This is a genomic window from Lacrimispora sp. 210928-DFI.3.58, from assembly GCF_020554865.1.
Lineage (GTDB): Bacteria > Bacillota > Clostridia > Lachnospirales > Lachnospiraceae > Enterocloster.
Genome location: NZ_JAJCIC010000018.1, coordinates 38,044 through 63,814, shown reverse-complemented (window position 1 = coordinate 63,814; position 25,771 = coordinate 38,044). Strand labels below are relative to the sequence as shown.

Annotated in this window: 19 protein-coding genes; 3 read left to right on the top strand and 16 right to left on the bottom strand. The window is 51.6% G+C overall.

Features of this window, described 5'->3' with window-relative positions; all coding sequences use genetic code 11:
• The first annotated feature begins 430 nt into the window (after positions 1-430).
• On the top strand, positions 431-2,287 hold the full coding sequence (asnB, locus tag LIZ87_RS12345) for an asparagine synthase (glutamine-hydrolyzing) (RefSeq protein WP_227147388.1): 1,857 nt from the start codon (positions 431-433) through the stop codon (positions 2,285-2,287).
• 54 nt (positions 2,288-2,341) lie between these two features.
• On the opposite strand, the gene LIZ87_RS12340 is transcribed toward asnB, so the two are convergent.
• From LIZ87_RS12340 to LIZ87_RS12325, 4 genes are all read right to left on the bottom strand, one after another.
• The gene (locus LIZ87_RS12340) at positions 2,342-3,544 is read right to left on the bottom strand and encodes an FprA family A-type flavoprotein (RefSeq protein WP_178317110.1); all 1,203 of its coding nucleotides are present in this window, start codon (positions 3,542-3,544) and stop codon (positions 2,342-2,344) included.
• 216 nt (positions 3,545-3,760) lie between these two features.
• A complete protein-coding gene (locus tag LIZ87_RS12335) occupies positions 3,761-5,749 on the bottom strand; it encodes a cadherin-like beta sandwich domain-containing protein (protein ID WP_227147385.1) in 1,989 nt (662 codons plus the stop codon).
• Between the two features lie 88 nt (positions 5,750-5,837).
• Positions 5,838-8,123: an SH3 domain-containing protein gene (locus LIZ87_RS12330; protein WP_227147380.1), complete on the bottom strand. Its 2,286-nt coding sequence runs from the start codon at positions 8,121-8,123 to the stop codon at positions 5,838-5,840.
• A gap of 112 nt (positions 8,124-8,235) precedes the next feature.
• Positions 8,236-9,447: a D-alanyl-D-alanine carboxypeptidase family protein gene (locus tag LIZ87_RS12325; RefSeq protein WP_227147464.1), complete on the bottom strand. Its 1,212-nt coding sequence runs from the start codon at positions 9,445-9,447 to the stop codon at positions 8,236-8,238.
• Between the two features lie 193 nt (positions 9,448-9,640).
• Here LIZ87_RS12325 and LIZ87_RS12320 point away from each other — a divergent pair, with 193 nt between their 5' ends.
• A complete protein-coding gene (locus LIZ87_RS12320) occupies positions 9,641-10,912 on the top strand; it encodes a DNA polymerase Y family protein (protein ID WP_178315455.1) in 1,272 nt (423 codons plus the stop codon).
• The gene (locus LIZ87_RS12315; RefSeq protein ID WP_178315457.1) at positions 10,909-11,859 is read left to right on the top strand and encodes an RluA family pseudouridine synthase; all 951 of its coding nucleotides are present in this window, start codon (positions 10,909-10,911) and stop codon (positions 11,857-11,859) included. The genes LIZ87_RS12320 and LIZ87_RS12315 overlap by 4 nt, the downstream gene beginning before the upstream one ends.
• Positions 11,860-11,987: 128 nt before the next feature.
• On the opposite strand, the gene LIZ87_RS12310 is transcribed toward LIZ87_RS12315, so the two are convergent.
• The 12 genes from LIZ87_RS12310 to LIZ87_RS12255 form a co-directional block, all read right to left on the bottom strand.
• A complete protein-coding gene (locus tag LIZ87_RS12310; RefSeq protein ID WP_227147377.1) occupies positions 11,988-13,478 on the bottom strand; it encodes an RsmB/NOP family class I SAM-dependent RNA methyltransferase in 1,491 nt (496 codons plus the stop codon).
• 177 nt (positions 13,479-13,655) lie between these two features.
• Positions 13,656-14,162: a DUF6465 family protein gene (locus LIZ87_RS12305; RefSeq protein WP_227147373.1), complete on the bottom strand. Its 507-nt coding sequence runs from the start codon at positions 14,160-14,162 to the stop codon at positions 13,656-13,658.
• A 176-nt stretch (positions 14,163-14,338) separates the two neighbouring features.
• The gene (locus LIZ87_RS12300; protein WP_227147370.1) at positions 14,339-16,318 is read right to left on the bottom strand and encodes a L,D-transpeptidase family protein; all 1,980 of its coding nucleotides are present in this window, start codon (positions 16,316-16,318) and stop codon (positions 14,339-14,341) included.
• Positions 16,315-16,767, bottom strand: a complete 453-nt coding sequence (locus tag LIZ87_RS12295) for a DUF523 domain-containing protein (protein WP_227147367.1) — start codon at positions 16,765-16,767, stop codon at positions 16,315-16,317. Before LIZ87_RS12295 ends, LIZ87_RS12300 begins: the two co-directional genes overlap by 4 nt.
• A 30-nt stretch (positions 16,768-16,797) precedes the next feature.
• On the bottom strand, positions 16,798-18,156 hold the full coding sequence (locus tag LIZ87_RS12290; protein ID WP_227147364.1) for an MATE family efflux transporter: 1,359 nt from the start codon (positions 18,154-18,156) through the stop codon (positions 16,798-16,800).
• Positions 18,157-18,195: 39 nt separating this feature from the next.
• Positions 18,196-19,338, bottom strand: a complete 1,143-nt coding sequence (gene ytvI / locus LIZ87_RS12285) for a sporulation integral membrane protein YtvI (protein WP_227147362.1) — start codon at positions 19,336-19,338, stop codon at positions 18,196-18,198.
• Between the two features lie 45 nt (positions 19,339-19,383).
• Positions 19,384-20,457, bottom strand: coding sequence for a histidinol-phosphate transaminase (gene hisC / locus LIZ87_RS12280; RefSeq protein ID WP_227147357.1), 1,074 nt, complete (start codon positions 20,455-20,457; stop codon positions 19,384-19,386).
• A gap of 185 nt (positions 20,458-20,642) precedes the next feature.
• Entirely contained in the window at positions 20,643-23,414 is a 2,772-nt protein-coding gene (locus tag LIZ87_RS12275; RefSeq protein WP_178317384.1) for an NACHT domain-containing protein, read from the bottom strand.
• A 5-nt stretch (positions 23,415-23,419) separates the two neighbouring features.
• Positions 23,420-24,451, bottom strand: a complete 1,032-nt coding sequence (locus LIZ87_RS12270; RefSeq protein ID WP_227147355.1) for an FtsW/RodA/SpoVE family cell cycle protein — start codon at positions 24,449-24,451, stop codon at positions 23,420-23,422.
• Positions 24,448-24,651 carry a hypothetical protein gene (locus LIZ87_RS12265; protein WP_227147352.1) on the bottom strand — a complete coding sequence of 68 codons (204 nt, stop codon included), beginning with the start codon at positions 24,649-24,651 and terminating at the stop codon, positions 24,448-24,450. Before LIZ87_RS12265 ends, LIZ87_RS12270 begins: the two co-directional genes overlap by 4 nt.
• 112 nt (positions 24,652-24,763) lie before the next feature.
• A complete protein-coding gene (locus LIZ87_RS12260; RefSeq protein WP_178317386.1) occupies positions 24,764-25,084 on the bottom strand; it encodes a PD-(D/E)XK nuclease domain-containing protein in 321 nt (106 codons plus the stop codon).
• A gap of 99 nt (positions 25,085-25,183) precedes the next feature.
• The gene (locus LIZ87_RS12255; RefSeq protein WP_178317387.1) at positions 25,184-25,768 is read right to left on the bottom strand and encodes a VanZ family protein; all 585 of its coding nucleotides are present in this window, start codon (positions 25,766-25,768) and stop codon (positions 25,184-25,186) included.
• Between the last annotated feature and the right edge of the window lie 3 nt (positions 25,769-25,771).

Sequence of the window (25,771 nt, the reverse complement as noted above, 5' to 3'; positions counted from 1 at the left end):
GCGTTTTGCTGGACACTTCGTAATCAACGGGGGCGCCTTTCATAGAACCTCCCGCGATGAAAAATAGCCATAACCGCAGACTTCTCCTGCGGTCCATGGCTATTATCATAAACGCATCCCAATTTGCCCATAAACAGGGCGTTGTAATTAACGGAATTTTAACGGCAGTGAGAACAAAGCGGATGCAAAGCCTGAAAAACTGCCCCCACTACCATGCGCTCATGATAATTGTCTGCTTCCATCTTTCGACTTCGACCTTCCACTCCGGTTCACTTCCTTTCCTTTTTCTATTTTATTCTTTTATAGCATAGCAGTCCTGGCAGATAAAATCAACCCTAAAAAAAGTAATATTTTTGCAAATTTCTGGCAGGAACCTTTCCCTCCCTTTTCTCATACAATACCCTAGATACCCACCCAGGAGGAGCCTTCTATGTGCGGAATTGCCGGTTTTTTTAATCCCTATGAACATTATCTTACCAATAAGGACTACCACAGCAGCATTCTGGCATCCATGGCCGGGGTGCAGAGCCACCGGGGGCCGGATGACCAGGGGCTGTGGCTTGGGGAGCACACCGGGCTGTCCCACGCCCGCCTGTCCATCATCGATCTCGCCGGCGGCAGGCAGCCCATGCTCAAAGCAAGGGAAGGACAGACCTTTGCCATTGCCTACAACGGCGAGCTCTACAACACAGAGGAGCTGCGCCGTGAACTCATAAGCTGCGGCCAGACCTTCCAGACCTCCAGTGACACGGAAGTCATCTTAACCGGCTACATGGAGTATGGGCCTGATTTTGTAACAAAGCTTAACGGGATCTTTGCCTTTGCCATTGCGGATACTGCCAGGGACCAGCTCTGCCTGTTCCGGGACAGGGCCGGAGTGAAACCATTATTTTATACGGTGCGGGAAAATGAGATCATCTTTGCATCAGAACCCAAGGGCCTGTTTGCATTTCCGGGCATAAGGCCCGAACTTGATAAGCAGGGGTTAAATGAGATATTCTCCCTTGGACCTGCCAGAACCCCAGGCTGCGGAGTATTTAAGGATGTGAAGGAGCTCCTGCCGGGCCATCTGCTGTGCTGCTCCAGAGATGGGATAAGGCTTTCCGGTTATTGGAAATTAGAGAGCCGTCCCCACATGGACAGCTACCGTGAAACGGTGGAGAAGACCTCCTTTCTTGTGACAGATTCCATTGAGCGCCAGATGGTATCTGACGTTCCCATCTGTACCTTCCTGTCAGGAGGCGTTGACTCCAGCCTGGTGTCCGCTGTCTGTGCCAATGCACTGCGAAAGCAGGGGAAAAGGCTCACTACCTACTCCTTTGATTTTATTGACAATGACCGGTATTTTAAGGCCAGCTCCTTCCAGCCCTCCCAGGATCGGCCCTTTGTGGAGGAAATGGCGGCCTTTCTCCAGTCAGATCACCACTATCTGGAATGCAGCAGCCTTGTTCAGGCAGACCGCCTCTATGACTCCGTGCTGGCCCATGATCTGCCTGCCATGGGCGATATCGACTCCTCCATGCTCCATTTCTGCTCCATGGTAAAGGAGCACAACAAGGTGGCTCTTACAGGCGAATGCGCAGATGAGATCTTTGGAGGCTATCCCTGGTTCCACAGAGAGGAATGCTTCCAGGCACACACCTTCCCGTGGACCATGGATCTGTCCGCCAGAAAGGTTCTTCTAAAGGATGATTTTGCTGCATATCTCGATATGGAGAGCTATGTACAGCATGCCTATGACCAGTCCCTGGCTGAGACTCCCAGGCTCCCTGAGGACACTGCCACAGAGGCCCGCCGCCGTGAGATCGCATGGCTGAATCTGCGCTGGTTCATGCAGACCCTCTTAAACAGAATGGACCGGGCCAGCATGTATTCCGGTCTGGAGGCCAGGGTTCCCTTTGCAGACCACAGGATCATTGAATATCTGTGGAATGTGCCCTGGGATATGAAGACAAAGGACGGGGTGGTAAAAAGCCTTCTGCGCCAGTCCGCCAAGGGACTTCTGCCTGAAGGCATCCTCTTCCGCCGTAAGTCTCCTTATCCAAAAACATATGACAGAAACTATGAGGCGCTTTTGGCAGCCCGTGTCCGGGAGCTCATGGACGACAGCTCTTCTCCAGTGATGGAATTTCTGGATCCTGGGAAAATAGAGCGTTTCCTGAAAGATCCGTCTGATTACGGAAAGCCCTGGTACGGTCAGCTCATGGCCGGGCCCCAGATGCTTGCCTATGTTCTGCAGATCGATTTCTGGCTCAGGAAGTATCAGATCAATGTGATCACAAAATAACCAGCCCATATCACCGGGCTGGCTATTGGTCTGATATTATATTCGGTTCTTGTCTTATTTCATGGACTCTGCAATGGCGTCTGCCAGGGCATCCAGCTCTGCCATCTGTGATTCCTTTAAGGAGGACTTGACTGTCACAGTCTGCTCTAATATGTTCATGTTCTTCATGCCCAAGATGATCTCCTTCATCAGCTTTCCGGCCAGAACACCCCAGGAGCCATTTTCCAGAAGGGCCACTGTCCTGTTCTGCAGATTGTGAGCCTTCATATCCGTGAGAAGATGCTCCATGCTGCTGAAAATACCTCCATTATAGGTGGCGGAAGCAAATACCAGGTTGCTGCAGCGGAAGGCCTCGGAGATCATCGTGGAAGGATGGGTTCCGGACACATCGTACACGGCAATGTTCTTCACTCCGCGGTCAGCCAGCTTGCAGGCTAGGATATTGGCCGCATTTTCCGTATTGCCGTAAATGGAGCCATAGACGATCATCACGGCCTTTTCCTCCGGCTGATAGCTGCTCCATGTCTTATACTTGTCAACATACCATTCAATGTTCTCGCGCCACACAGGCCCGTGGAGAGGGCATACCATGGAGATCTCCAGGGCAGAAGCCTTCTTTAACAGGGTCTGGACAGAGGGGCCGTATTTTCCCACAATGTTGGTATAGTATCTTCTGGCATCATCCAGCCAGTCACGCTCAAAGTTTACCTCATCCGCAAACAGATTGCCATTCATAGCGCCAAAGGTGCCGAAAGCATCTGCGGAGAAGAGGATCTTGTCCGTCATGTCATATGTCACCATAACCTCCGGCCAGTGCACCATAGGAGCCATCATAAAGGTCAGGGTATGCTTTCCCGTGGAAAGGGTCTCTTTTTCCTTTACCACGATCGCTCTGGAGTCAATGTCAAAATTATAGAACTGCTTGATGATCGGTATGGTCTTTGCATTGCAGACCACCTGTGCCTCCGGATATCTTCTCACGATCTCTCCCAGAGTAGCGCAGTGATCCGGCTCCATGTGGTTCACTACCACATAATCCAGAGGACGTCCGCCTAAAACAGCCTCCACATTCTCAAAAAACTGGTCCGTAACAGCCCGGTCGACCGTATCAAAGAGAACGGTCTTCTCGTCCGTCAATACATAGGCATTATAGGATATTCCTCTGGGAATTGGGTATGCATTTTCAAATAATGCAAGCCTCCGGTCCGTGCCGCCAACCCAGAAAAGATCCTCTTTGATCTTCTTTACACAGTACATATCCAAACTTCCTTTCGTTAAATAATCCACAATATTCTTTTTCCTTAGAAGTATACTACAGTTTGTGGCAAATGTCACTGTATTATTTGGAATACAAAGTTTCTTGAGAACTTTTCGCAAATGATATTGTCATTAAAATATGCAAAATGCCCTTCCGCTATACAGGATCACCTGCTGCCCTCAGGGGGCTTATTAGCGGAAAGGCAATTGCTCTAATTATAGATCAAAGATCTCAAAATCGTCATCATCCGGCTGGGCTGCTGCCTGGGGTACAGCCGGTGCAGGCTTAGACGCTGCGTTCCTCTGAGCTGCAGAGCCTCTGGACCCAGGTGCTGCGGCCTGCTGGGACGCGGAAGTCCCGTGGGCTGCGGTTCCCCTGGACTGGGATGCTGATGCCTGCCGGACTGCGGTCTCTCTGGACTGGGATACTGATGCCTGCTGGGCTGCTGTCCCTCTGGACTGGGATGCTGATGCCTGCCGGGCTGCAGTCCCTCTGGACTGGGATGCTGATGCCTGCTGGGCTGCGGTCCCTCTGGACTGGGATGCTCCGGCCTGCCGGGACGCGGAAGTCCCGTGGGCTGCGGTTCCCCTGGACTGGGATGCTGGTGCCTGCAAAGACGCTGTTTCTCCGGACTGGACTGCTGCGGTCTGACGTGCCGGACGCCTTGCCGGGGCTGCTTCCCTTTCCTCTGCGGAAACCCTTGCGGAGGTCCTGGATGACGGCCTCTGTACACGGCCTGCCGGTTCTGACGCCGGCCTGGAGGACGGCCTTGCATTTCCTGTGCTTACCCTCTCGTCCTCCGCCTCATCCTCGTAGGCATCCTCCTCATATGTATCTCCGTCTTCCTCTGCTTCATAGGGCTCTTCGTCCTCTTCCTCAGGATAGGAATCCTCCTCGTAAAGGCCTTCGGAATCCTCCTCATAGCCTTCCTCGTCCTCATATTCCTCCTCATCATAGGACTCGTCCTCTTCTTCCAGCTCATCGTGTCCCCGTCTTCTGGAGGAGCCGGAATCCGCTCCTCTGCTCTTTCCGCCCTTTCCTGCTACCGCTACGATCAGCAGTACCAGAAGGATCAGGGCGATCACAATCGCAGCGATCAGCAGAATCTTGAACAGGCTAAAGTCTTTTCTGAGGGAATCGTACTGCACTGCCAGCTGGTCGTATACCTCCTGTGAAACGCTGTCAGCTGCAGCCGGATCTCTGAAGTAACGCTGCAGGGTCCGCTCCGTATCCTTCATATCGTAGCGGTAGAAGTCCTTCTCTCCCGCCTCATTCATACCATAGATCACACAGTACTGTGGCTCGGCGTCAGCTCCCCAAACCCAGCCTTTTACCTGATTTCCATCCATCTTGATGGTGCGTTCCTTAAAGCCCTCCGGGATCTCCACGGAATCATCGGGATCGAGCACTGTGATCACGCGCTCCGACACGCGCATCTTAAACTGGGCTCCGCCCTCACCGGAAGCAGCGCTTGCTCCGCCTTCGGCCTTTGTCACTACGATCACATACTCTTTGGAGGTCTCTCCATCCTGTGCTACTACCTTGCAGACAACACGGTTCTCGCCCATCTGCAGGTTTTCATTGCCCGATACCACATGGGTGGCATTCCCGTCTGTGCACTGGGCATTGACGATCAGCTTATCCACATCGGTGCCAACAGTCACCCCATAGGTGTCCACCTCCGGGGAGAACTCCGGTGTCAAAGTTCCCGGTGAAACCTGGAGGGAGGAAAGGCTGGCATCCTTTGATGCTGTCTGGAGGGCACTCACCGTTATGGTGGAATCCCCCTGCCGGTCAACTGTTACCAGCTGGGAATTGGAGTCATAGATCTCCTGGCTTGTAACAGTGATCTTACTGCTTCCCGCTGTCAATGCCTTAAACTTCAGTGAAAAAGCAAGTGTCCCGGTATTTGGCGTACCTCCGTCCCCATGGACGCGTACTGCCCCGTTTCCGCCCTCGGCGCTGGTTCCGCTTACAAATTCCAGAGCTGAGGCATCGTAGGCCAGCATGATATCCGCACTGGCAAGATTATCGCTGCTGGTGATCTTCATATTTACACTGATCTGGCTTCCCACGCTGCCGGAGGGATCGGAAAAGGCGATCCTGGCAGTGGCTGCAAATGCTGTCATAAGCTGGGACGGCATCACGGCAATCATACACGCAAGTACCAGGGCGGCCGCCCAATATTTTATCTTTCTTGTCATCATCATTTCCTACCTTCTGTATATTAATCCTTCGCAATGACTGTCTGTGAACGGTGGCCGATCATCCGCACAGACATACGGCTGCATATCAGGGCTGTATCTCCACAATGGTCACATTGCTTCCGCCCGGGCCCGATGCCCCGGAATCCGAAGCGCCTGGCCCATTAGAGCCTCCCGGACCGCCTCCCGGCGAGGTATAAACACCTCCGCCGCTGCCTGCCGTCGGTCCTCCATCCTGTTTTACTACGTGGATGGTGTAGTACCTTATGCTGCCGTTCTTTGCTGTCACAGATATGGTAATATCATTTGTTCCATTTTGCAGCGCAATATTTCCAGTTCCTGATACGGAAGCATTGCCGTCTGCCGGATTTGCTGTTACATAAACCTGTGTAACAGAGGAATCCACGATCAGCTGATAGCTTTCTGTATCCCTGTTAAAGCTCGGTGTCAGTCCAAAGCCGTCCACACCCAGGCTGTTCAGCTTGTTGTTGGGACTTCCGTCTCCTGTAGGTGCAACGCAGGGAGCCTCCGGCATATTCTGGTATACCGGGATCTCAAATTCCAGGGCAGACTGCTTTAAGCTGGATGTATAGGCCCGGGCCAGCTTTGACGCCTCCGAGGCTGCTCCCTGGACATTGCTCATATACTGATGCTTATAAAGGTTTTGGCCCTGGACATTGAATTTCTTTAAGTAAAATGTATTCTGGCCTGCCTTTACATAGTTGTCGCCATAGTTCTGGGCGCCGCCCAGTATGGATTTCTCCACCGTATTCCACGGACGTCCGTAGGAGCCTGACTGGGACGCATAGCGCAGTCCCATCTGGATAGCTGACATGGAGCCTGACTGGTATGCCTCCACATTGAAAAAGTTATAATATCCCTCATAACCGGAATAATTGCCGGAGATCAACGGACTGGAGCCGTCCGTACTCTGCTCCTGAAGGATCATGGCTGCCAGCACATAGGGGCTTACCCCTGACTGGGCGGCCGCATTCATCAGAATATCAATATAGGTAGCTTCGCTTCCTGCCGGGACCGTGCCTGCTGTGCCGGGAGAGCCGGAGCCTCCGGGTGCACTGCCTGCGCTTGCATTTGTCCCGCTTCCGTTAGGGCTTCCTGGCGCACTTGTATTTGAGGAGCCTGGTGCATTTCCCGTTGTCACGGTTCCTGCAGTCCCCACAGGACCGCTCTGGGAGCTGTCTGCCCCTGGCGGCGTCAGGCTGACGCTGACTGCTACAAAATTATGCTGTCTTGGTGTGACAGAGGCCTGGGGGCCTTCCAGGCTGACGCTCACGCCTCCCTGGCTGGCTCCGTTTGTGCTTCCCTGGCTGCCGCCGGACGGGCTCCCCTGGCTGCCGCTGGTCGGGCTCCCCTGGCCCGCACCGTTTGCGCTGCCGGTGCTTGTCCCGCTGGGCCCGGACAGGCTCACGCTATAGGAGCCGCTGCTCTGGCTGCCGGAGGAACCGCTGCTTCCCGATACTCCAGGGCCATGCTGGCTGTCATCATAGGAGCTGCTTTTTCCCGGTCCCTTCGTGGAAGTCCTGCTGGAGCTGCCTCCCGAACCTGCCGAAAAATCGCTTCCGCCTGTGCCTGTAGAGGTGGTGGTGCCGGATAAGAATGTACCGGCTACCATGCTGCTTAAGCCTTCTCTTGTCTGAGTAGCGGAATTATATCCGTGTGACAGAAACTGGAACACATAGGTCTCATCTAAAAAATTCCTGGGGTCCATGTAATAACGGATAATATCCTCAGAGGCCGCCACCCAGTTGCTCCCGTCAAAGCCTGTCCATGTACTGTTATCCCAGTTGTAGGCGCCGTCTGCAACTGATTTCCATGAGGAGACGCTGCCTGAGGACACAAGGTTGCGTCCCAGCAGAGATTCATTTTCGATCACTGTATTCCAGTCCAGGCCTGTATTCTTTGCCTTAAACACCCAGGTGGGATACTGGGCATGGAGCTGCCTTAGACCATTTTTATAGCTTTCCGGGAATCCCTGCGAAGTCAGATATGCCTCAAAATTGGAATCAGCAGAATAAGAGACAGGGAGACGCACATAAGCAGACGAAACAAAGCCAGTATTCACCGCACCGCCTGTTCCTGTGTACTGGATCTGGTACCAGACATTGCCGTCCGTACCTCTCTGCTCTCCGATCACATTTACCGATGTCCCTGCTGCCAGCCTGCCTACGGAGGAGTAGTTCGTTCCGGCTCCGCTGCGGACATTAAGAGAGGAGGCCTTTACTGTGGCCGCCCCTGTATATGCATAGGAATCAAATATCTCATGAAAAGGCCGAAAGCCCAGCCCTGTTCCCTGTGCCGCAAGCACAAGGCCCAGCATCAGCGCCAGACCTCTTTTATATATTTTTCCCTTCATTATGTATGGTTCTCCTGTAGAATTCGACATGTAAATTTATGACATTAATCCTATTATAATGACAAAAGCCGCCCCATGTCAACTGAAACGCAGGAAAGTTCACAGTTTCCACTTATTTGTAAGAAAAGCTTAAATAATTAGGCATGATCAGAAAACATTCCAAAATATGCACTCCCGCCTTCCTCCAGGTCATCTGCTCCACGGCTCCCTTTGCATAAAGAGGATATGTTTTTAAGACCAGGCCATCCAGGCTGTAGGTCACACTTCCCACCTGTTGTCCCGCTTCCACCGGCGCATTTAAAAAGGAAGGGATCCTTTCTGTCACCTCCACCTGCTCCCCCTCTCTCAGAAGGACGGGAAGGCCTGTTTCCTCTCCATCCTTTCCCCAGGAAAGCTCCACCTGGGACGCATGTTCCCCTTCCTCCCAGCAGATGCCCCCTCTCACAGGCACAGGACTTAATATTTTCGGTTCAAATACATCCACCAGCCTGTAGTGCTCCATTCCGTAGCGGTAGAGCTGCCTTGCATCCGACCATTTGTAGGTCTTGTGAGGCGGCCAGCCGCAGCCCAGAAGGGAAATGATATATGTCCGCCCCTCACTCCTCAATGCCCCTACATAAGAATAGCCCGCTCCTCCGGTAAATCCGGTTTTTCCGGATATCACTCCCTCCATGGAATGGAGCAGTGCATTGTGGTTGGTGCACTGGAAGGAGCGTTTTTTTTCGGTATCTGTAAAGCTGTAATTCTGGGTTCCCGTAATCTCTAAAAATTCTTTTCTCTTAGGAGACTGGCTGACGCAATAACGCATGATCCTTGCCAGATCGGCTGCCGTGGTAGAATGGATGTGTTCCTCGCCATTCTCATCCGTCTTAACTCCGTCCAGGCCATTCGGCGTAATAAAATAGGTATCCGTACAGCCCAGTTCCTCTGCCTTCTCATTCATCAGACCAGCAAAGCCCTCCACACTGCCGCCAACACTCTCCGCGATCATAACAGCAGCATCGTTATAGGATTCCAGCATCAGGGCATAGAGCAGGTCCTTCAACCTGTATTCTTCCCCCTTTCTGACCCCCAGATGGACCTTTGGCTGGGATGCTGCCTCGGCAGACGCTGTCACTTTATCATCCAGACTGCCCAGCTCCAGCGCCAGGATACATGTCATGATCTTTGTTGTGCTTGCCATGGGGCGCACGATCTCCTGCCCCTTTCCATAGAGGATACGCCCGCTGTCCCCATCCATAAGGACAGCTGACTGGGCATAGAGAGTAAGAGCCTGCGGCTCCTTGCTGTCAGAGCCTTCCTCCACCGCCCATGCTTCTCCCAGGCCCGGAAACAGGATACAGCAGATCAATAAAAATAGAAAACAACGCTTCAAACAAGCCGCCACCTTTTTGCCTTTATTGCATCCTATTCCATAGAATACCGATTTATTACAGGCAGATCGCTTGAAACCGAACACACATTCTGTTATAATGAAGCTATTATGATGCAGAAGAAAGGAGCCGCTGCCAGGTCTTATGGAAGGATCACCACAGAACCGACTGATATTTCATATTGATGTAAATTCCGCTTTTTTGAGCTGGGAATGTGTCTACCGGCTGAGCCAGGACCCTGAGGCCCTGGACCTGCGCACCATTGCCTCTGCCGTAGGGGGAGATGCCTCTACTCGCCATGGGATCGTGCTGGCGAAGTCACCTCTTGCCAAGCGCTGCGGCGTTGTCACCGGCGAGCCCCTTTCCCAGGCCCTGCGCAAATGTCCCGATCTGGTAGTGGTCCCCTCCCGCTTCGATTTCTATATCAAATGCTCCCGGCGGATGATGAAGCTGCTGGACGAATACACGCCGGACCACGAGAAATTCAGCATTGACGAGACCTTTCTTGATATGACGGGAACCATCCATCTGTTCGGCAGTCCTCTCAACGTGGCAAATGAGATACGTGAACGCATCAAACACGAACTGGGCTTCACCGTAAATATCGGCATCGCTCCCAATAAGCTTCTGGCCAAAATGGCCTCTGACTTTGAAAAGCCGGACAAATGCCATACACTGTTCAGGGAGGAGATCCCTGCTAAAATGTGGCCTCTTCCCATTCGGGAGCTGTTTTTCGTGGGCGGTGCCGCCCAGAAGAAAATGGAAAATCTGGGGCTGCACACCATTGGCCAGCTTGCCGCCTGTGACCTTGACCTCCTAAAGGCCCATCTGGGTGAAAAATACGCAGTTCTTATCCATCAATATGCCAATGGCATAGACGACTCCCCGGTGGCAGAGAGGGATCCCATCAACAAGGCCTACGGCAACAGCATTACCCTGTCCCAGGATATCTCCGATTACAACAGCGCCTGCCAGGTGCTCCTCTCCCTCTGCGAGACCGTGGGAGCCAGGCTGCGGGCGGATCACGTACTGTGCAGCAATGTCTGCGTGGAGCTGCGGGATTGGGAATTCCGGACAAGGTCCCACCAGATGGCTCTCTCCGAGCCCACTGATTCCACATCCGAGCTGTATCAGTACTCCTGCCAGCTGCTAAAGGAATTCTGGGATAGGACGCCTCTGCGCCTGATGGGCGTAAGGGCCGGAAAGATTTCCGATGAAGAATTTCAGCAGATGAGCCTCTTTGATGACCCCAAGGCCAGGAAAAAGAAAGAATTTGAGAAGGCCGTTGACTCCATCCGCAGCCGCTACGGCGTGGATATCATCAAGCGGGCCAGCTTCCTTCAAAAGGATGCCGTGGCAGACCATGCTGCCAGCAAGAAAAAGCATCTCAACAGGAACGAGGATATCAACCCATGATCAAACGACAGATCAACTATACCATTACCGGGCAGGAGGCAGGTATGACGGCCCTGCAGTTTTTAAAAAGCAAGGGATATTCCCACCGCCTCCTGATCCATCTAAAGAATACCCCCTTCGGCCTTACCATGGGCGGAGAGCCCATTTTCTCCAACCGACGCCTGATAGAAGGGGAGGTCTTAACTGTCCTTCTCACAGAGGACGGGGACTCCCAAACGATCCTTCCGGTGCCCCTTCCCCTCTCGATCGTCTATGAGGACGAAGACATCCTGGTGATCAACAAGGATGCCGGAGTTCCCATTCATCCCTCCCAGGGCCATTTTGACAACACGCTGGCCAATGCCGTTGCCTGGTATTACCGGCAGAAGGGGGAGCCCTTTGTCTACAGGGCCATCAACCGCCTTGACCGTGACACCACAGGCCTCCTTGTCCTGGCAAAGCATATGCTCAGCGCCTGTATTCTCTCCGACCAGATGGTGAAGCGGCTGATCAGGCGCGAATACCTGGCCCTTGTCTGCGGCAGGATCCCGGAAGCCGGGACCATTGACCGCCCTATCGGGCGGGTGGAGGGCTCCACCATCGAGCGCCACGTGGATGAGGAGCATGGAGAAAGGGCTGTGACTCACTATAAACGCCTTTCCTATCACCCGGAAAATGACCTTTCACTGGTAAGCCTGCGCCTGGAGACAGGACGCACACACCAGATACGCGTCCATATGGCCTCCATCGGTTACCCCCTGCCCGGCGATTTCTTATACAATCCCGACTACCGCCTGATCGGAAGGCAGCCGCTTCACTCTTATAAGCTGGAGTTTGTCCATCCGCTCACCGGACTGCCTTTGGTTTTCACCGCCCGGCTGCCTGAGGATATGGAACGGCTCTGCCTTTCCTCCTATCCCGTTACTGTTCACAGCCCGGCTAAAAAGCAGCCGTTCTGTGAGCAATAACGCGCTCCGCGATGCACACAAACCGCAAAAAACGCGGTTTGGCGCCGCAACCCTCGGGTTTTTTGTGACTTTTGCTGCGCTTCACTCACAAAAAACACCTCGCGGGATATCGGCCGTGAACAGTACCTCTATCCCTTCCACCGCAGTCCCTTGGGATAGTGGTTCTTTAAAATGCCTCCTGCCAGCTTACACCAGCCCAGGCTGATTCCATCCACGCACACCAGCACCCAGCCCTTTTCCTTGCCGTGAAGCCTTTCAGGCTCACAGGGAAGAGCTTCTCCCTTCAGATAGCGGATGACAGCTTCTGAATCTGCAGACATTTCATAAGATCCCTTTGCCTCTCCCGGCAGCAGTGCCAGGGCCAGGGCGTGGGAGGGCTCAAACCTGTTTTTCAGGAGAGTTCCCATGTGGAGGCCGGGCCGCAGTACCTTAAGACCTTTCATATCCGGCATCTGGGCTGGAAGAAGATATAACTGATCTCCGAACATCACATATTCCTTCCGCTTCCGGTAGTTCTCCGGGGACTGTAAGGTATCGCTCAGGAACTGTTCCAGAGACTTCATGCATTCCTTCTCCTTTTTCTTGTCAAGATAGGCGGGTTCCTTTCTCTTCTGCTCCCTGACATCCCCTTCCTTTTTTCTTAACACTGCAATAAAATGCCCTTCTCCCTCCAGCCTGTGAGGCATGATGCGCAGAGTATGCTCCAGATGGAAGTCCCGGATCTCCTCTGTGCTGCAGGGAAGCTGCCTTTTGTAGGAGGCCCAGTCCGGCCGTCCCTCCAGAAATCCCTCATATGCAGGTACCTTCTCCAGATAAAAATCTTTGTGCTCCATTAAAAATGTTAGGATCGTCCCCTCATTCTCCTCCGGGGCAAAGGTGCATGTAGAATATACCAGCCTCCCTCCCGGCCGCAGCATCCGGGCTGCACGATCCAGGATCTCCGTCTGTCTGTCAGCGCACATCCTCACATGCTCTTCGCTCCACTCATTTCTGGCCTCCTCATCCTTGCGGAACATCCCTTCGCCGGAACAGGGAGCGTCAACAATGATCTTGTGGAAAAACTCCTCAAAGCGCCCGGAAAGACGCCGGGGATCCTCATTTGTCACAACCACATTAACGGCACCCATACGCTCCATGTTCTGAGACAATATCTTAGCCCTGGTGGGATGGATCTCGTTGGAGACGAGAAGTCCTCTGCCCTTTAGCCTGGATGCAATATGGCTGGACTTGCCGCCGGGAGCTGCGCAGAGATCCAGGACCAGCTCTCCCGGCACAGGATCTAAAAGCTCTGCCACTGCCATCGCGCTGGGCTCCTGGATATAATACAAGCCTGCCTCATGAAAGGGATGCTTGCCCGGCCTGCTGCCTGATCCGTAATAATACCCTTCCTTTACCCACGGAATATGCTTTAGGGTCAGCCCTTCCCGCTCACGGACAACGTCCGCCATATCTGCTCCCAGCCCCGTCTCCCAGCCTTCCTCACGGCCCTTTGCCGTCTTCAGGCTGTTAAACCGCAGTCCCTGGACACGCTCCTTTTCATAGCTGGCGGCAAATGCCTCATATTCCTCCCCCAGCAGTTCTCTCATCCGCTTCTTAAAGCCCTCCGGCAGCTGTGTCATACCTTCCTCCTTGCGCTCTTTTACCTTGTTACATGACAGAGAAAAGGAAGGCTGCTGCATCCATCCGATACAGCAGCCCCATGTGCTTCCTTTTTTAAAACATGTTTGAAAATCTCTTTCCGGCAGATGCGAGTGTCTTGTCTCGTTCATGTTTCGTGAGACAGGGCACCTACAGCCTTACAGGATGATCTTGTAGTCATCAGATGCCTCGCCGTTTACTACGTAATAAGCGGCTCCCTCGCTGGCTACAATGTACAGCTCGATCTCCTTCACCTCTGCACCTTCATGTGCCTCCTGATATGCCTTTACAGCCTTATCAAGCACATCCCTTGCAACAATGTCCTTTCCCTCAAACTGGAAATGCACAGCTGCCTTCGGCTCCGCAGCCTTCTTTGCTGTAGTCCTCTTTGCTGCCGGCTTCTTTTCTGCTGCTGCCTTTGGCTCTGCAGCCTTCTTTGCTGCTGGCTTCTTCTCTGCAGCTTCCTTTGGCTCTGCGGCCTTCTTTGCTGTGGTCTTCCTTGCCGCTGGCTTCTTCTCCGCAGCTTCCTTTGGCTCTGCAGCCTTCTTTGCTGTGGTCTTCTTCGCTGTTGTCTTCTTTGCTGTCTTTGTCTCTTTTTCCACTGGTGCAGCTGCCTTTACTTCAGCCTGGACAACTGCCTCCGCTTCCTTTTTCACTTCTGTCATAATCCATGTCCTCCCTGACATTCTTACTATAAATATATGTATCTAAACTTTATGTAAATCCCCAGATGCAATAAAGGCATTATATGATGCTTTTCCCGGTTTGTCAACAAAATCACAGCAAAAACCAGCCTTTTTCCTTCCTAATATTCCATTTTTCTCCAAAAACGGCGGCTTTTTTACGGTACTCCGGGACCTGCTTTTTCCGTTGGACCGGAATTTTGGAAGGCCGGACCGTAGCTGCCAGGTCCATTGGAAGCCTTTGAATTATCCACAGGAGCAATGGTCACACCGGGAGTCAGCACACCGGAAGCCTGGCCCCCGGAGCCTTCTGATGGCTGCGATGATGGCTGGGTCTCCTCCGGCTTAGCAGGTTCAACCTGCTGGCTTCCCTGTACAGCACCTGTCACGCCTGGTCCGGCCGCCTGTCCTCCCTCAGCAGCCCCAGGCTGGGTTCCCAAAGCTCCTGTCTGACCGCCTGAACCTGCCGGCTGGACTACCGGAGCTGCCGGCTGGACCTGCTGGCCTCCCTCCGGCACTGCAGGCTGCGCGGCAGGCGCTGTGGGCTGTGCTGCCTGGCCTCCCTGAGGAGCCGCGGGCTGCGGCACGGAAGAAGCGGGCTGTGCCCCGCTCTGGGATGTTTTTCCTGCCCCTGTACCCGCAGAGGCCTTTCCCGATGCCTGGCTTGCCTTTCCGCTTTCTGTCCCGGACAGATTATAGCAGATAACAGGCATTCCTGCGTATACATGTTCAAACAGGGTTTTTGCGGCCTCATAGGGCATATTGATGCAGCCATGGGAACCACTGGTCTTATAGATCGAGCCTCCAAAGGAGGAACGCCAGCTGGCATCATGGAATCCGATACCGCCGTTAAAGGGCATCCAAAACTTGACAGGAGTGGCGTAGCCCTCTCCCCTCAGAACTGCATCCCTCTGTTTATATGTAAGGCTGAAAAGGCCAGGCGGCGTTGTGTGCCCCCTTGATACATTACCTGATACAAAATCAGATTCCAGTATCTTCTCTCCGTCTTTATAGAAAAACAGGTGTTGGGCAGTCAGATTCACCTCCGCATAGGTGGTCCCGTAGTCATTCCCGTCATGGCTGGCTGCCTTCTGGGCATATACAGGCTCACGCTCACTGCTCTCTCCTGCCTCCAGGGCTGCTTTTAGAGCCTTTGCCTCCTCTGCCTGATCGATGCGCCAGCCGTAAACTCCGCTGACCTCAACGCTCTGCCCATAGCTGGTCCGAAAGCTCCTTTTTTTGTACGCCGTGTTGTACTTTGCAGCAAGCTCCTTCACATATTCTGAAATCCGGGAATCATCCAGGCTCACCTGTCCTCCCTCTGTTATCAGCCACTGGTGGATCCTGCTTCCGTCCAGCACCTCCCTGCTGCTTCCAAATATATAAGTGATGACGGCATTTACATAATGGTTTCTGGCGTCTCTTGCCGCCCTCAGCCCTTCGTCCTCAGACCGGACAGCGGGCTCCAGATAGCAGCCCTCCTGCTCCAGATCCACAGTCGCTGAAAGATCCTTTACTCCCCTGACCACAGCCTGCTCTACCAGCCCTTCATTGAGCGTATTTCCTTCCTCCTCAGGGACAATGACATAGCCTTGGCCCTGGATATAATCGGACAGATAGGCATCTGCAGGAGGCACAGCCGTCTCCCCATCCATACAGGACAGATTTTTGATCCGCTCCCTTAACATTTCCCCATCATAGTCGATCATGGTCCGGATATCATAATCCGGCCCTTTTAGGAGATATCTGGGCCAGGCATAGGGATTCTGCTGGTGGATGATCTCCTCCAGGCTCCCGTCAAATACCGTGTGAAGCCCGATCTCCTCTCCTGTCAGCGTTTCCTTCTCCCCGCCTCTTAAAGCAAGCTCCAGGCGGTACTCCTTCACCCCCTGGCCGATCAGGGACTTTACCTCCTCTGCCGTCTTTCCCGACACCTCGATTCCATTGACTACTGTGTGGGGAAGGTAGGTATCGGAAAAGCCCTGAGCCTTATACACATAAAGACCGATACACAGGGCCGCTGCAAACAGTCCGATTACTGCGGCCGCCTGCGCCCTCTTTTTCTGCTCCTGCTTCCGCTCCTGGAATGCCAAACGGCTTCTGCTCCTGGGTACACGCTGCTTCTCGTTCTCACTCATGCTTTCTGCCTTTCCGCTTCCTCCAGAAGCTGTGCGATCCGGCTCTCTCCATATACCTTTACGCCCTCTGATTCCAACAATTCTGCGCACACTCCGTTCCCATCTGTCAGGATCCCGGAAAATGTCCCGTCATAGATCCGTCCCCGGCCGCAGGATGGACTGCGCTCCTTCAAAATGGCTGCCTGACAGCCAAGAAGCCTTGCCAGCTTCAGGACCTCCCTCGCTCCCCTTTCATAGGCAGCCGTCACATCCTCGCCATCCCTTGTAACCACTCGGTTCCCCTGTCTCTCCGCAGGCGTCCTGGGGGTAGCCAGACCTCCCATGATCTCAGGGCACACAGGGATCAGGCTGTAATGGCCCAGAAGTTCCTTTATCCCAGGAGCCACTGCTCCATCCCCGCTGTATCTGCACTCCACGCCCAACAGGCAGGCGCTAACCAATATATTCATATTCCGCTCCTTCATTATTATGTATCAAAGTTAAAGCCGTCTTCCGTCTCCCAATATCCTTCCGCTCAGCAGAAGAAAGGTCAACGACGAAGAAATACAGGCGATCCCATCGGAAACAGGCTCCGCAAAAAATACCGCCTCCACGCCAAACACAGCCGGGAGCACCAGCATTCCCATAAAATAGATAAGCTTACGGAACATGGACAGGCTCACTGCCACCTTCGCGATCCCCATGCCCGTAAAGCCGTCTACGATCGTATACTGGACAGCCAGGGGCACAATGCACAGAGTACACACCCGGATCGCCCACATACTGATATCCCTATAGGCCTCATCCCTTGTAAACAGGCCCACAAACATCCCAGAACCATATCTGGCGATCAGGAACATGACCGCCGTAAACCCAAGGCCCAGAAAAACAATGTGCTTCTCCGCCTTCCGTATCCTGTCAGGCCTGTTTGCACCATAATTATACCCCAGAACAGTCTGCGTGCCTCCGGTAATTCCTCCCAGCGGCATGGTGATCATCAGCATAAAGCTCTGGACAATGGTATTGCAGGCCAACAGCATATCACCTCTCGATGTGCTGCCATAGTGCCGGATCACCATATTCATCACAATGATCAGCGCACTGTCAGATGCAATGATCAAAAAGGGGGAAAGCCCCACCATAAGCACCTGGAGCATGATCCTCCGCCTGTAGCCCCCAAAGGTAATTGGCACAATGGGCCTCTTTCCAAAGAGGAAGCCCAGAACGCAGGCACAGGAAGCTGCCTGGGAGATCACCGTGGCAACCGCTGCCCCCTTAACTCCCATATGAAAATAAAAAATAAACACAGGATCAAGGGCAATATTGCATACGGCCCCGATCACCACCGACAGCATTCCCATTTTTGCATATCCCTGGCAGATGATAAACTGGTTCATACCTGTTGACAAAAGGGCAAACACCGTCCCCACAAGATACCAGCTCAAATACGCATCTGCATAGGGGAAAATGGACTGGCTTGCACCAAACCACCGAAGCAGCTGATCCTTGAACAGATATGCTGCCGCCATGATGCACACTGCCATTCCTGCAAGGAGTGCAAAGCAGTTAGCCACGATCTGGTAAGCCGCCCTCTCATTTTTCTGTCCCAGTCGGATGCTCATGAGAGGCGCGCCTCCCACTCCCACCCAGCTTGCAAAGGAAGAAATCAGGGTGACGATCGGACCGCAGACTCCGGCCCCGGCCAGAGCCAAAGCCCCCGTATCCGGGATATTTCCAATATACATACGATCCACAATACTATATAACACACTGACAAATTGAGCCAGCATGGAGGGAAATGCCAGCCTCCATACCAGCCCTCTTACCTGGTCCGTATCCAGGTTATTTTCCAATTTCATCGTACACTTCTCCTAAAACCTATATGCGCCTGATTTTCTCTACCTTCTGCGGAACTCATTGATATCCCGGACCAGGGTCCGGAAATTCTCCGTTATATTCCGAAATGCCCCATAGTGGTACAGGTTCATAAAAAACATGCCCAAAGGCACTGCCAGGATCATACCTGCGATCCCGTTCATTTTAAAGCCAAGGTAAAGCAGAAAAAGGGTCAGCAGCGGATTTAAGCCCATGGAATCCCCCACCAGCTTCGGCTGCACCACCTGACGGATCACCTGGGTCAGCACATAGAGCAGCAGGAGTCCTGCGGCAAAGGCGTATTCTCCTCCCAACAGCTTGATGATCCCCCATGGAACCAGTACCGTCCCCGTCCCAAACACAGGCAGGAAATCCAGAAATGCGATCAGCAGGCCCCACAAGGGCGCATACCCCACTCCCAGCACCAGAAAGCCTGCTGTGAGAATGAACCACACCACGCCCATGATCTTAAACTGGGCCATAAAATAGCCGCTGACCAGACGGCAGACCTCCCGTTTCAGGTAAAGCTGATATCCCTGGGCCCACTGCGGCATATGTCCTCTGATAAATTCCATGATGGGTTCTCTGTCCACAATAAAGAAATAGGCAGACAGGATCGTCACCACGGAGTATACCAGCATGGCCGGAATACTTTTTGCCACTGTCCCGGCCGCCTCCATTGTCGGGGAAGCCGCCTTTTCCACTGCCATGCTCAGATAGGAGCCCAGATTGCTCCCCATATCCGACCAGGTCTTCTGAATATCATCCGGCAGAAAGAGGAGCAGGCGGTCTGCCTGTTCCATACTCCTCATCACATCCGCCTCCATACTGGCATAAAGCTCCGGCAGATCTCTGATAAATGCACCCAGCATGGAAATGCTCCTGGATACCAGAAGATAGATCACCCCTATCACAAGAGCCAGGGCTCCTGCCACAATGAGCAGGGAGCTGTGCTTTCTCACAAGCCTGAGCCGCCTCTCCAGAAAACGGACCAGCGGATTCGCGATCATGGCAAGCACCCACCCGATCACAAAGGGCATGAAAAATGCCAAAAGCTTTGGTCCCAGCAGGCACAAAAGAAGCCATCCCGCCCCAGGTATCCCAATATTGATGAGAAGGCGCAGGTAATGCTTCCATCCCTCTTCCTGTCTATCATTTCTGTCCATACGATCACCCGTCAAACTGCGCTCCCGGCAATGATCTGCTGTCGCCTACTGCCCGGAGGCAGCCTCCTTCAAATATCCTTCCAAAAAGGTAAAGAGCTGCTCCATCTCCTCATCCGTACCTATGGAGATACGCAGGCTGTTGTCCAATCTGGGAGCGTGAAAATAGCGCACATAAATCTGATTCTTTTTCAGAGCCTCAAAGATCTGCTCTGCAGGTACCAGGGAATGGGAGGCAAAAATAAAGTTGGCCTGGGAATCCGGGAATGTAAAGCCAAGCTCCCTAAGGCGCACCTTTGCCCGCTCTCTGGTATCAATGATCTTCTGCCTTGTCTCCTGGAAATAGGCCTCATCCTTCACAGCCTCAACTCCCAGGATCTGGGAAGGCATATTCATGGTATAAGAATTGTAGGAATACTTCACATCATTCAACGCCCTGATCAGGTCAGGATGTCCCATGGCAAAGCCGATACGCATACCAGCCATAGACCGTGACTTGCTGAAGGTCTGCACCACCAGCAGGTTTTCATAGCGGTCTAACAGCTCCAGTGCTGAGGCACCTGCAAAATCAATATATGCCTCATCCACAATAACTATCACATCCTGATTGCTCTTTATGATCTCCTCCACCTGGTCCAGGGGCATATAAACTCCGGTCGGTGCATTGGGATTCGGGAAGATCACGCCTCCATTCTCCTTCTTGTAATCCTCCGGCCTGATGCAGAAAGCAGCATCCAGCTTTGGCGTCTCATAAGGGATACGGAAAAGGTCTGCCCATACCTTATAAAAAGAATAGGTAACATCCGGAAAGAGAACAGGCTTTTCCGAGTTAAAAAATGTCAAAAATGCCATCGCTATCACATCATCCGAACCCACTCCCACAAACACCTGCTCCGGCTTAAGCCCATAGCGCTCTGCCAGAGCCTCCGTCAATCCGGTAACCGCCGGATCCGGATACTTTCTAAAGCGGTCGATATCCATTTCCGCCAGCGCCCTTGCCACTCCCGGAGCCGGAGGGTATGGATTCTCATTTGTATTCAGCTTGATCAATTTATCCCCCTTCGGCTGGTCTCCCGGCACATAGGGCACTACCTGTCGTATATTATTTTCCCATGGTCTCATGCTTCCATGCTCCTTCCATCTGTAACGGCGGGCTGGAAAATCTGGTATCATGACTTTTGCAGCTGCCGGCCTAATGATATGTATGATTGTAGCTTTCATTGGAGGGATTGTCAATCCCTCTCCCAAACTTGAGTTTCCGCAAGCTGCACCGCGGAAACTCAAGCTCTCCCAAAGCATTGTATGTTTCAGAATTCATTTAAAACCTTCTCCAGATTCCTCCCCTCAGCGTATTTCAAAAACACATGCCAATCCTCCTGCGAAAAATATTTGCTGAGTGTTCTGTATGACACGTGATTTTCCAAACAGGTATAATACCAGGTCAGCAGGACAATGTCCGCTTTATTCCGGAAAGAAACCATCATGATCTCACCAACGCGGCAGGCCGCCAGCCATCCTACAAAAACACCAAGGAAAACAAAGGCTATGATCTTATAAGAAGCTGTCAGCGATCCACCGACCGCAGCACCCTTCGTCAGCCTGATCATGCGGTAAAACTTAAGAGCCTCTTCCCTGTACTGCATCGTTAATTGGATTCCTCGTCCAAGATATAGGACCATCATCAAAGGAGCCATCAAAAATACCATCGAAAGCCTTCTGGCTTCGCGCAGGCTCCTGCGTTCGTGATAACCGATCGGCCTCATCCTTTTATGCTTTTTCAGACACATATCAAAAAGCCTTTGAGTGGAAAACCTTATGGGAAAATGCATAATGGTTTTCTGACATTGCTCAAACATTTTTTTACATCTTATACTCTCACTGGTGCTTTTCATATTCATAGTGATCCTGGAGGCAATTAATTCTGCCAGCAATTTCCTTACGGCAAAATCCCCTCTGGATTTCAGATTGTATGCACTGACAGAGGACAGTGTATCTGATATTATCATTGACGAGTCATGAAGCCGGAGAACCTTCCCCATATAGAACTTAGCCACAAGCAGATCGAAAAAAGATTTATGAGCAAATGCCAATCCGTTGTTCACATAATCATTCACCAAAATGCCGCAGGTTCTCACATCATTCATAATAGCACGCATGGAATTGATATCTTCCTGTGCAAAATCGCTTACAGACTTACCGTTGCGCAGGTCCATAAACACCGGATTTTCCAGGCTTAACTGCTCCGGAAACATATCTGTCAAGTCCACAATGGCATCATTGAAGGACTCATAAGTGATCGCCGTCTCTCCCATCTTGTACATCTTAACGGCAATGCCAGTCATATAATATTCCCGCTCAGCTGGAGACAGGTAGAAATATGGCGCAGATCCGCCCTTTGCAGCCTGCCGTTCAAAGGAATTCTGCAGAAATTCGTTGATAATGGTAGCAGAGGAAAGATTATGATACTTCTTTTCCAGCTCCCTTTCCTCCCAGATCAGGCTGACCAAAAACAGGTGTGACGGACGGCTGATCAAATCCAAAAAGGATCTGGAAATGTTATTCTGCAAAATATATTGAATACCCTTCTGTACGGATTCCTTTGCATTCCGCAGCGCTTCCAAAATCTGATCTTGATTGAATGGCTGCAGAAAAAGCTCCTGACAATATGGAAGCTCCTCTGTACCTGCCCGCAGCCCCAGCGCGCTTTTCATTTCCTGCGGATCAAGAAAATAGTTGGGCCGTCCGGTAATCAGCACCTTGCTTTTGGGCATGACCAGCGACCACAGACTCTTGAAATGGCGCTTCCGAATATCATCATTACCGATCAGATCCATCTCGTCAAAGCCGTCAAAAAGCAGCAGCAAACGCCCATTGGCATTCAGAAGGAGCAATGCTTCTGCGCTGATTCCATACTGAACCGCAAAATAGGATAAAATCTCTGCTTGATTTGAATTCCGGGGCGATTTATTGCGGAGAGGGATCAAAATAGGGATCCTCTCTGACTGGCTTCGGATCATATGGTATGTCAGATAAATGGAATACAATGTCTTTCCCTGACCAAAATCACCCAGCAAAGCCAGCTGTCTGTTTCCATCCTCCTTAAGCCACTCCTCCACATATCCATTCAGCTTATGATCCGCGCCGTTCATTCCCTCCGCGCAGACAGGCTCCACATAAACATCCTCGATTGTAAATTGGGTGCTTCCCATCAGGGGCTGATTGTACAGCGCCTCCACTGCCCTGAAATATTCAGAGAAATCAACCAGGCGGTCCAAGGCATTTTCCTTGAATATATATTCTATCTGTTCTCCTCCTACGGATCTGACATAATCCTTCCCTCCGCCTTCCTTTATTGCGACCACAATGCGGAAATATGTTTTATGTAATTGATGGATATAGGCAATATAGGCTTCCACCTGTTCATCAGACGGAACCCTGCTGGAACAATATATGGCAATCTTATGCTCTGCAGAATAGGAAGAGATAAAGCAGTGCTCCTGCGAATGCCAGTCCTGCTTCACATCAATATGAGCCTGATTTGACATCAGCATATAAATTTTTGCAAATTCAATATGCCAGGGCAGCTCCTTCGTAATCTCATTTTCCTGATATTCCTCAAAATCCGCTGCCGGCCGGTAAACCTTCAAATCAAAGTCCCTTTTCACTCCCCCTGAGGCAACCAAAAGAAAATCCTCCAGCATGCTACCGCTTTCCATCTCCTGGGTGTCTCTTTGATGCTGACGGCGGCTGACTGGACCGTTCCAATGCGCATACGTTTTGTAAACAAGCAGCCAGCACAGCAGGAATATGAACACGATCAAAATTCTGCTGATAAGGGCAATGAGCTCCGAGTCCTGAGATCGAACATGGAACAATGCTGCCAGAAAATCCCAGACTGAACTGGGAGCCATGATCGTTGCGATCGCATCCCCTGCCAGACCGATCAGAAGGGCGATGCATTTGAAGGCATAGTATTCCCTTGTATTTTCTTCCTTCCCGCTTCTTGCCCGAAGGACAACTACCAGCAGCAGAGCGAAAAGTATCAGGCCTGCTATACCTGCAATAACAAATATCATCATGTTCCTTACCTCCCTGCTGGTTCCGGGCTGTTTCTGGAAATGCTCAGCAGGATTCCCACCAGAATAAAATCATTTAACAGGACCGAAGCGCCGTAGCTTATAAAAGGAATGCTTACCGGCGTATATGGAATAAGATCAACGGATATCAGCAGATTCAGTCCAAGTCTGATCATGTATGTTACCATTATAGCAGCGGCCAGATAAAATCCAAGCCTGTCGGCGGCCTTAAAAGCGATCATTACCCCATCCCAAAAGAAAGCGAGATATATAAGAAGTACCGAGCTTACTCCCAACCAGCCGATCTCCCGGACGATCCCAGACATAATAAAGCTGCTCTGCATCTCATCCATATGAAAGGCCGCTGTCTGAGAGCCCAGGCCTATCCCAAACCAGCCTCCTGAAGCCATGGCATAGACGGACTCCTGGGCCATGCCAAGAAAAGAATCCTCCCTCATCTCGTATGAATCCAATATTATCATCACACCTAGTATCAGTATTCCCGTGAAAACAGCCCCTGCAAGCTTTGGGCATTTTATAAAAAGGATCGCGCATACCATAAAAGTATACATCATAAACCCGTAAAGACTGTGGAGAAGTACAAATGCATAAGCCACCAGCATATACTGTATAAGGAAATCCCAGCCAACCCGCTCCCCCTTCTTGCGGACTGCCAGCTTTGCTGTCATGGCGCACGCCGTTGTCATTATAAGCTCCCGAAAGCTGACGCGAAGCTGGTCGATCTGACCGATCTGAAGCCACATGTTATCTCGTCCGGTATGTACGGGAGCGAAACCGTACTCCCCGGCCCGGATCAAGCAGATGCAGGCCAGCAGGATCCAGGGAGATATTTTTGCAACCAAATGATAATCGATTCTGGATATCAGAAGAGCAAGGAACAGTCCCAATACCATACCAGCCCCCTGTCTTTCCGCAAAATATGCAGGACCAAAGATTTCAATCGTATTATTCATATGATAAAGAAAGAAAATTCCCCCAAAGGTCAGAGCCACAGGGATAAACAGCATCCGCTTCTTCATCCTTCCACTATAATAAAGAACATTATCCTCTCTATCAACGGAACCATTCTCTGATTTTTCAAATTCCATGCCATAACCTCCAGTACTTCCATACAAGAGAAGAAATCCCCCTCTCCCCCCTTCCTTATTATACTGTCTGGATCGACAAAGAACAACATTTCTTTCAAAATATGAGGATATTCCTTCTGTGTTACACCCATAATCTGCAAAAAGCCCGGAAATCCTGCAAAATGTTCTTAAGAACACCGCCGATTTCCGGGCTTTTTTGAAGCCGCCGCTGCCTACCTTCCATATAACCGTCCGCTCAGATAACTATTCTATTTCCAGCATAACCCGGCATTTCTTTGTGTTGCAGGCAATTCCATACTTCAGTATCCTATGGATCCCAGCCTGGTGCAGTGAATCCATATACCGCTTATTAATGATCTGTTTCAGAGCTTCCCTGCACTCCGCTTCCTCTTTCCCACTTTTTGCATACTTTCCCTCGATCACAATGCCAACATCCGCATTTCCGAACCGGTAGCCAGCATACCACTCTTTTACCGTTTCATAATGCTCATCCTGCCCGTAATAATGAAGCATCTCCCGAACCTCATCATCGATGATCCACCCAGCATACTTCGATTTTATCATTAAAAGCCTATAATAGCAAATTACACACCGAGATTATCACTGACACATTATTTCCAAATATTTCCTTCTAAGCCTGACCATACCGTTGATACACTTTTCCTAATACCACAGACATCTGATCCCCAGATAAATCCCATAGCCTATCGCCGTCCCTATCGTGTTATGCAGCATATCATCAAATTCAAACAAGCCGCGTTTAAAGATCAGCTGCATCAGTTCAATAGATAAGGAGACAAGAAAGCCAGCTAATATTGTATAGAAAGCATTCTTTTTCTCATATCCGGCAGATAGTGCACTGCGCTTATGCCTGCACTTCATGGTAAACTCAAATACGCCGCCCGCAGGAAGCAGAAGTCCCACCGGCATAAGCATTAACACATTATAAAAATTCTCCTTTATCAGGCTCTTCTCGCCCCCCCGGATCGCCCGGTACGACCAAAAGGGCAGCAGCTCATAGGAATAATCCGCATGCACAGGCCTTGAAAACACCGTAGCGGCGTATACGGAAAATAAATAAGTAATAAGCAATGTCAACGCAATCGCCTGGCCCTTGCTCGCCAGCTTCACGCAATACATTCTCCAGACCGCCGCCCCTGTAAGAATCATAACAGCAATAACAGCGCCCTTCCAAAAATCAGACAGGCTTTCCGGATAGTAGTTGTATAAGTCAGTTACAAAATCCATAGG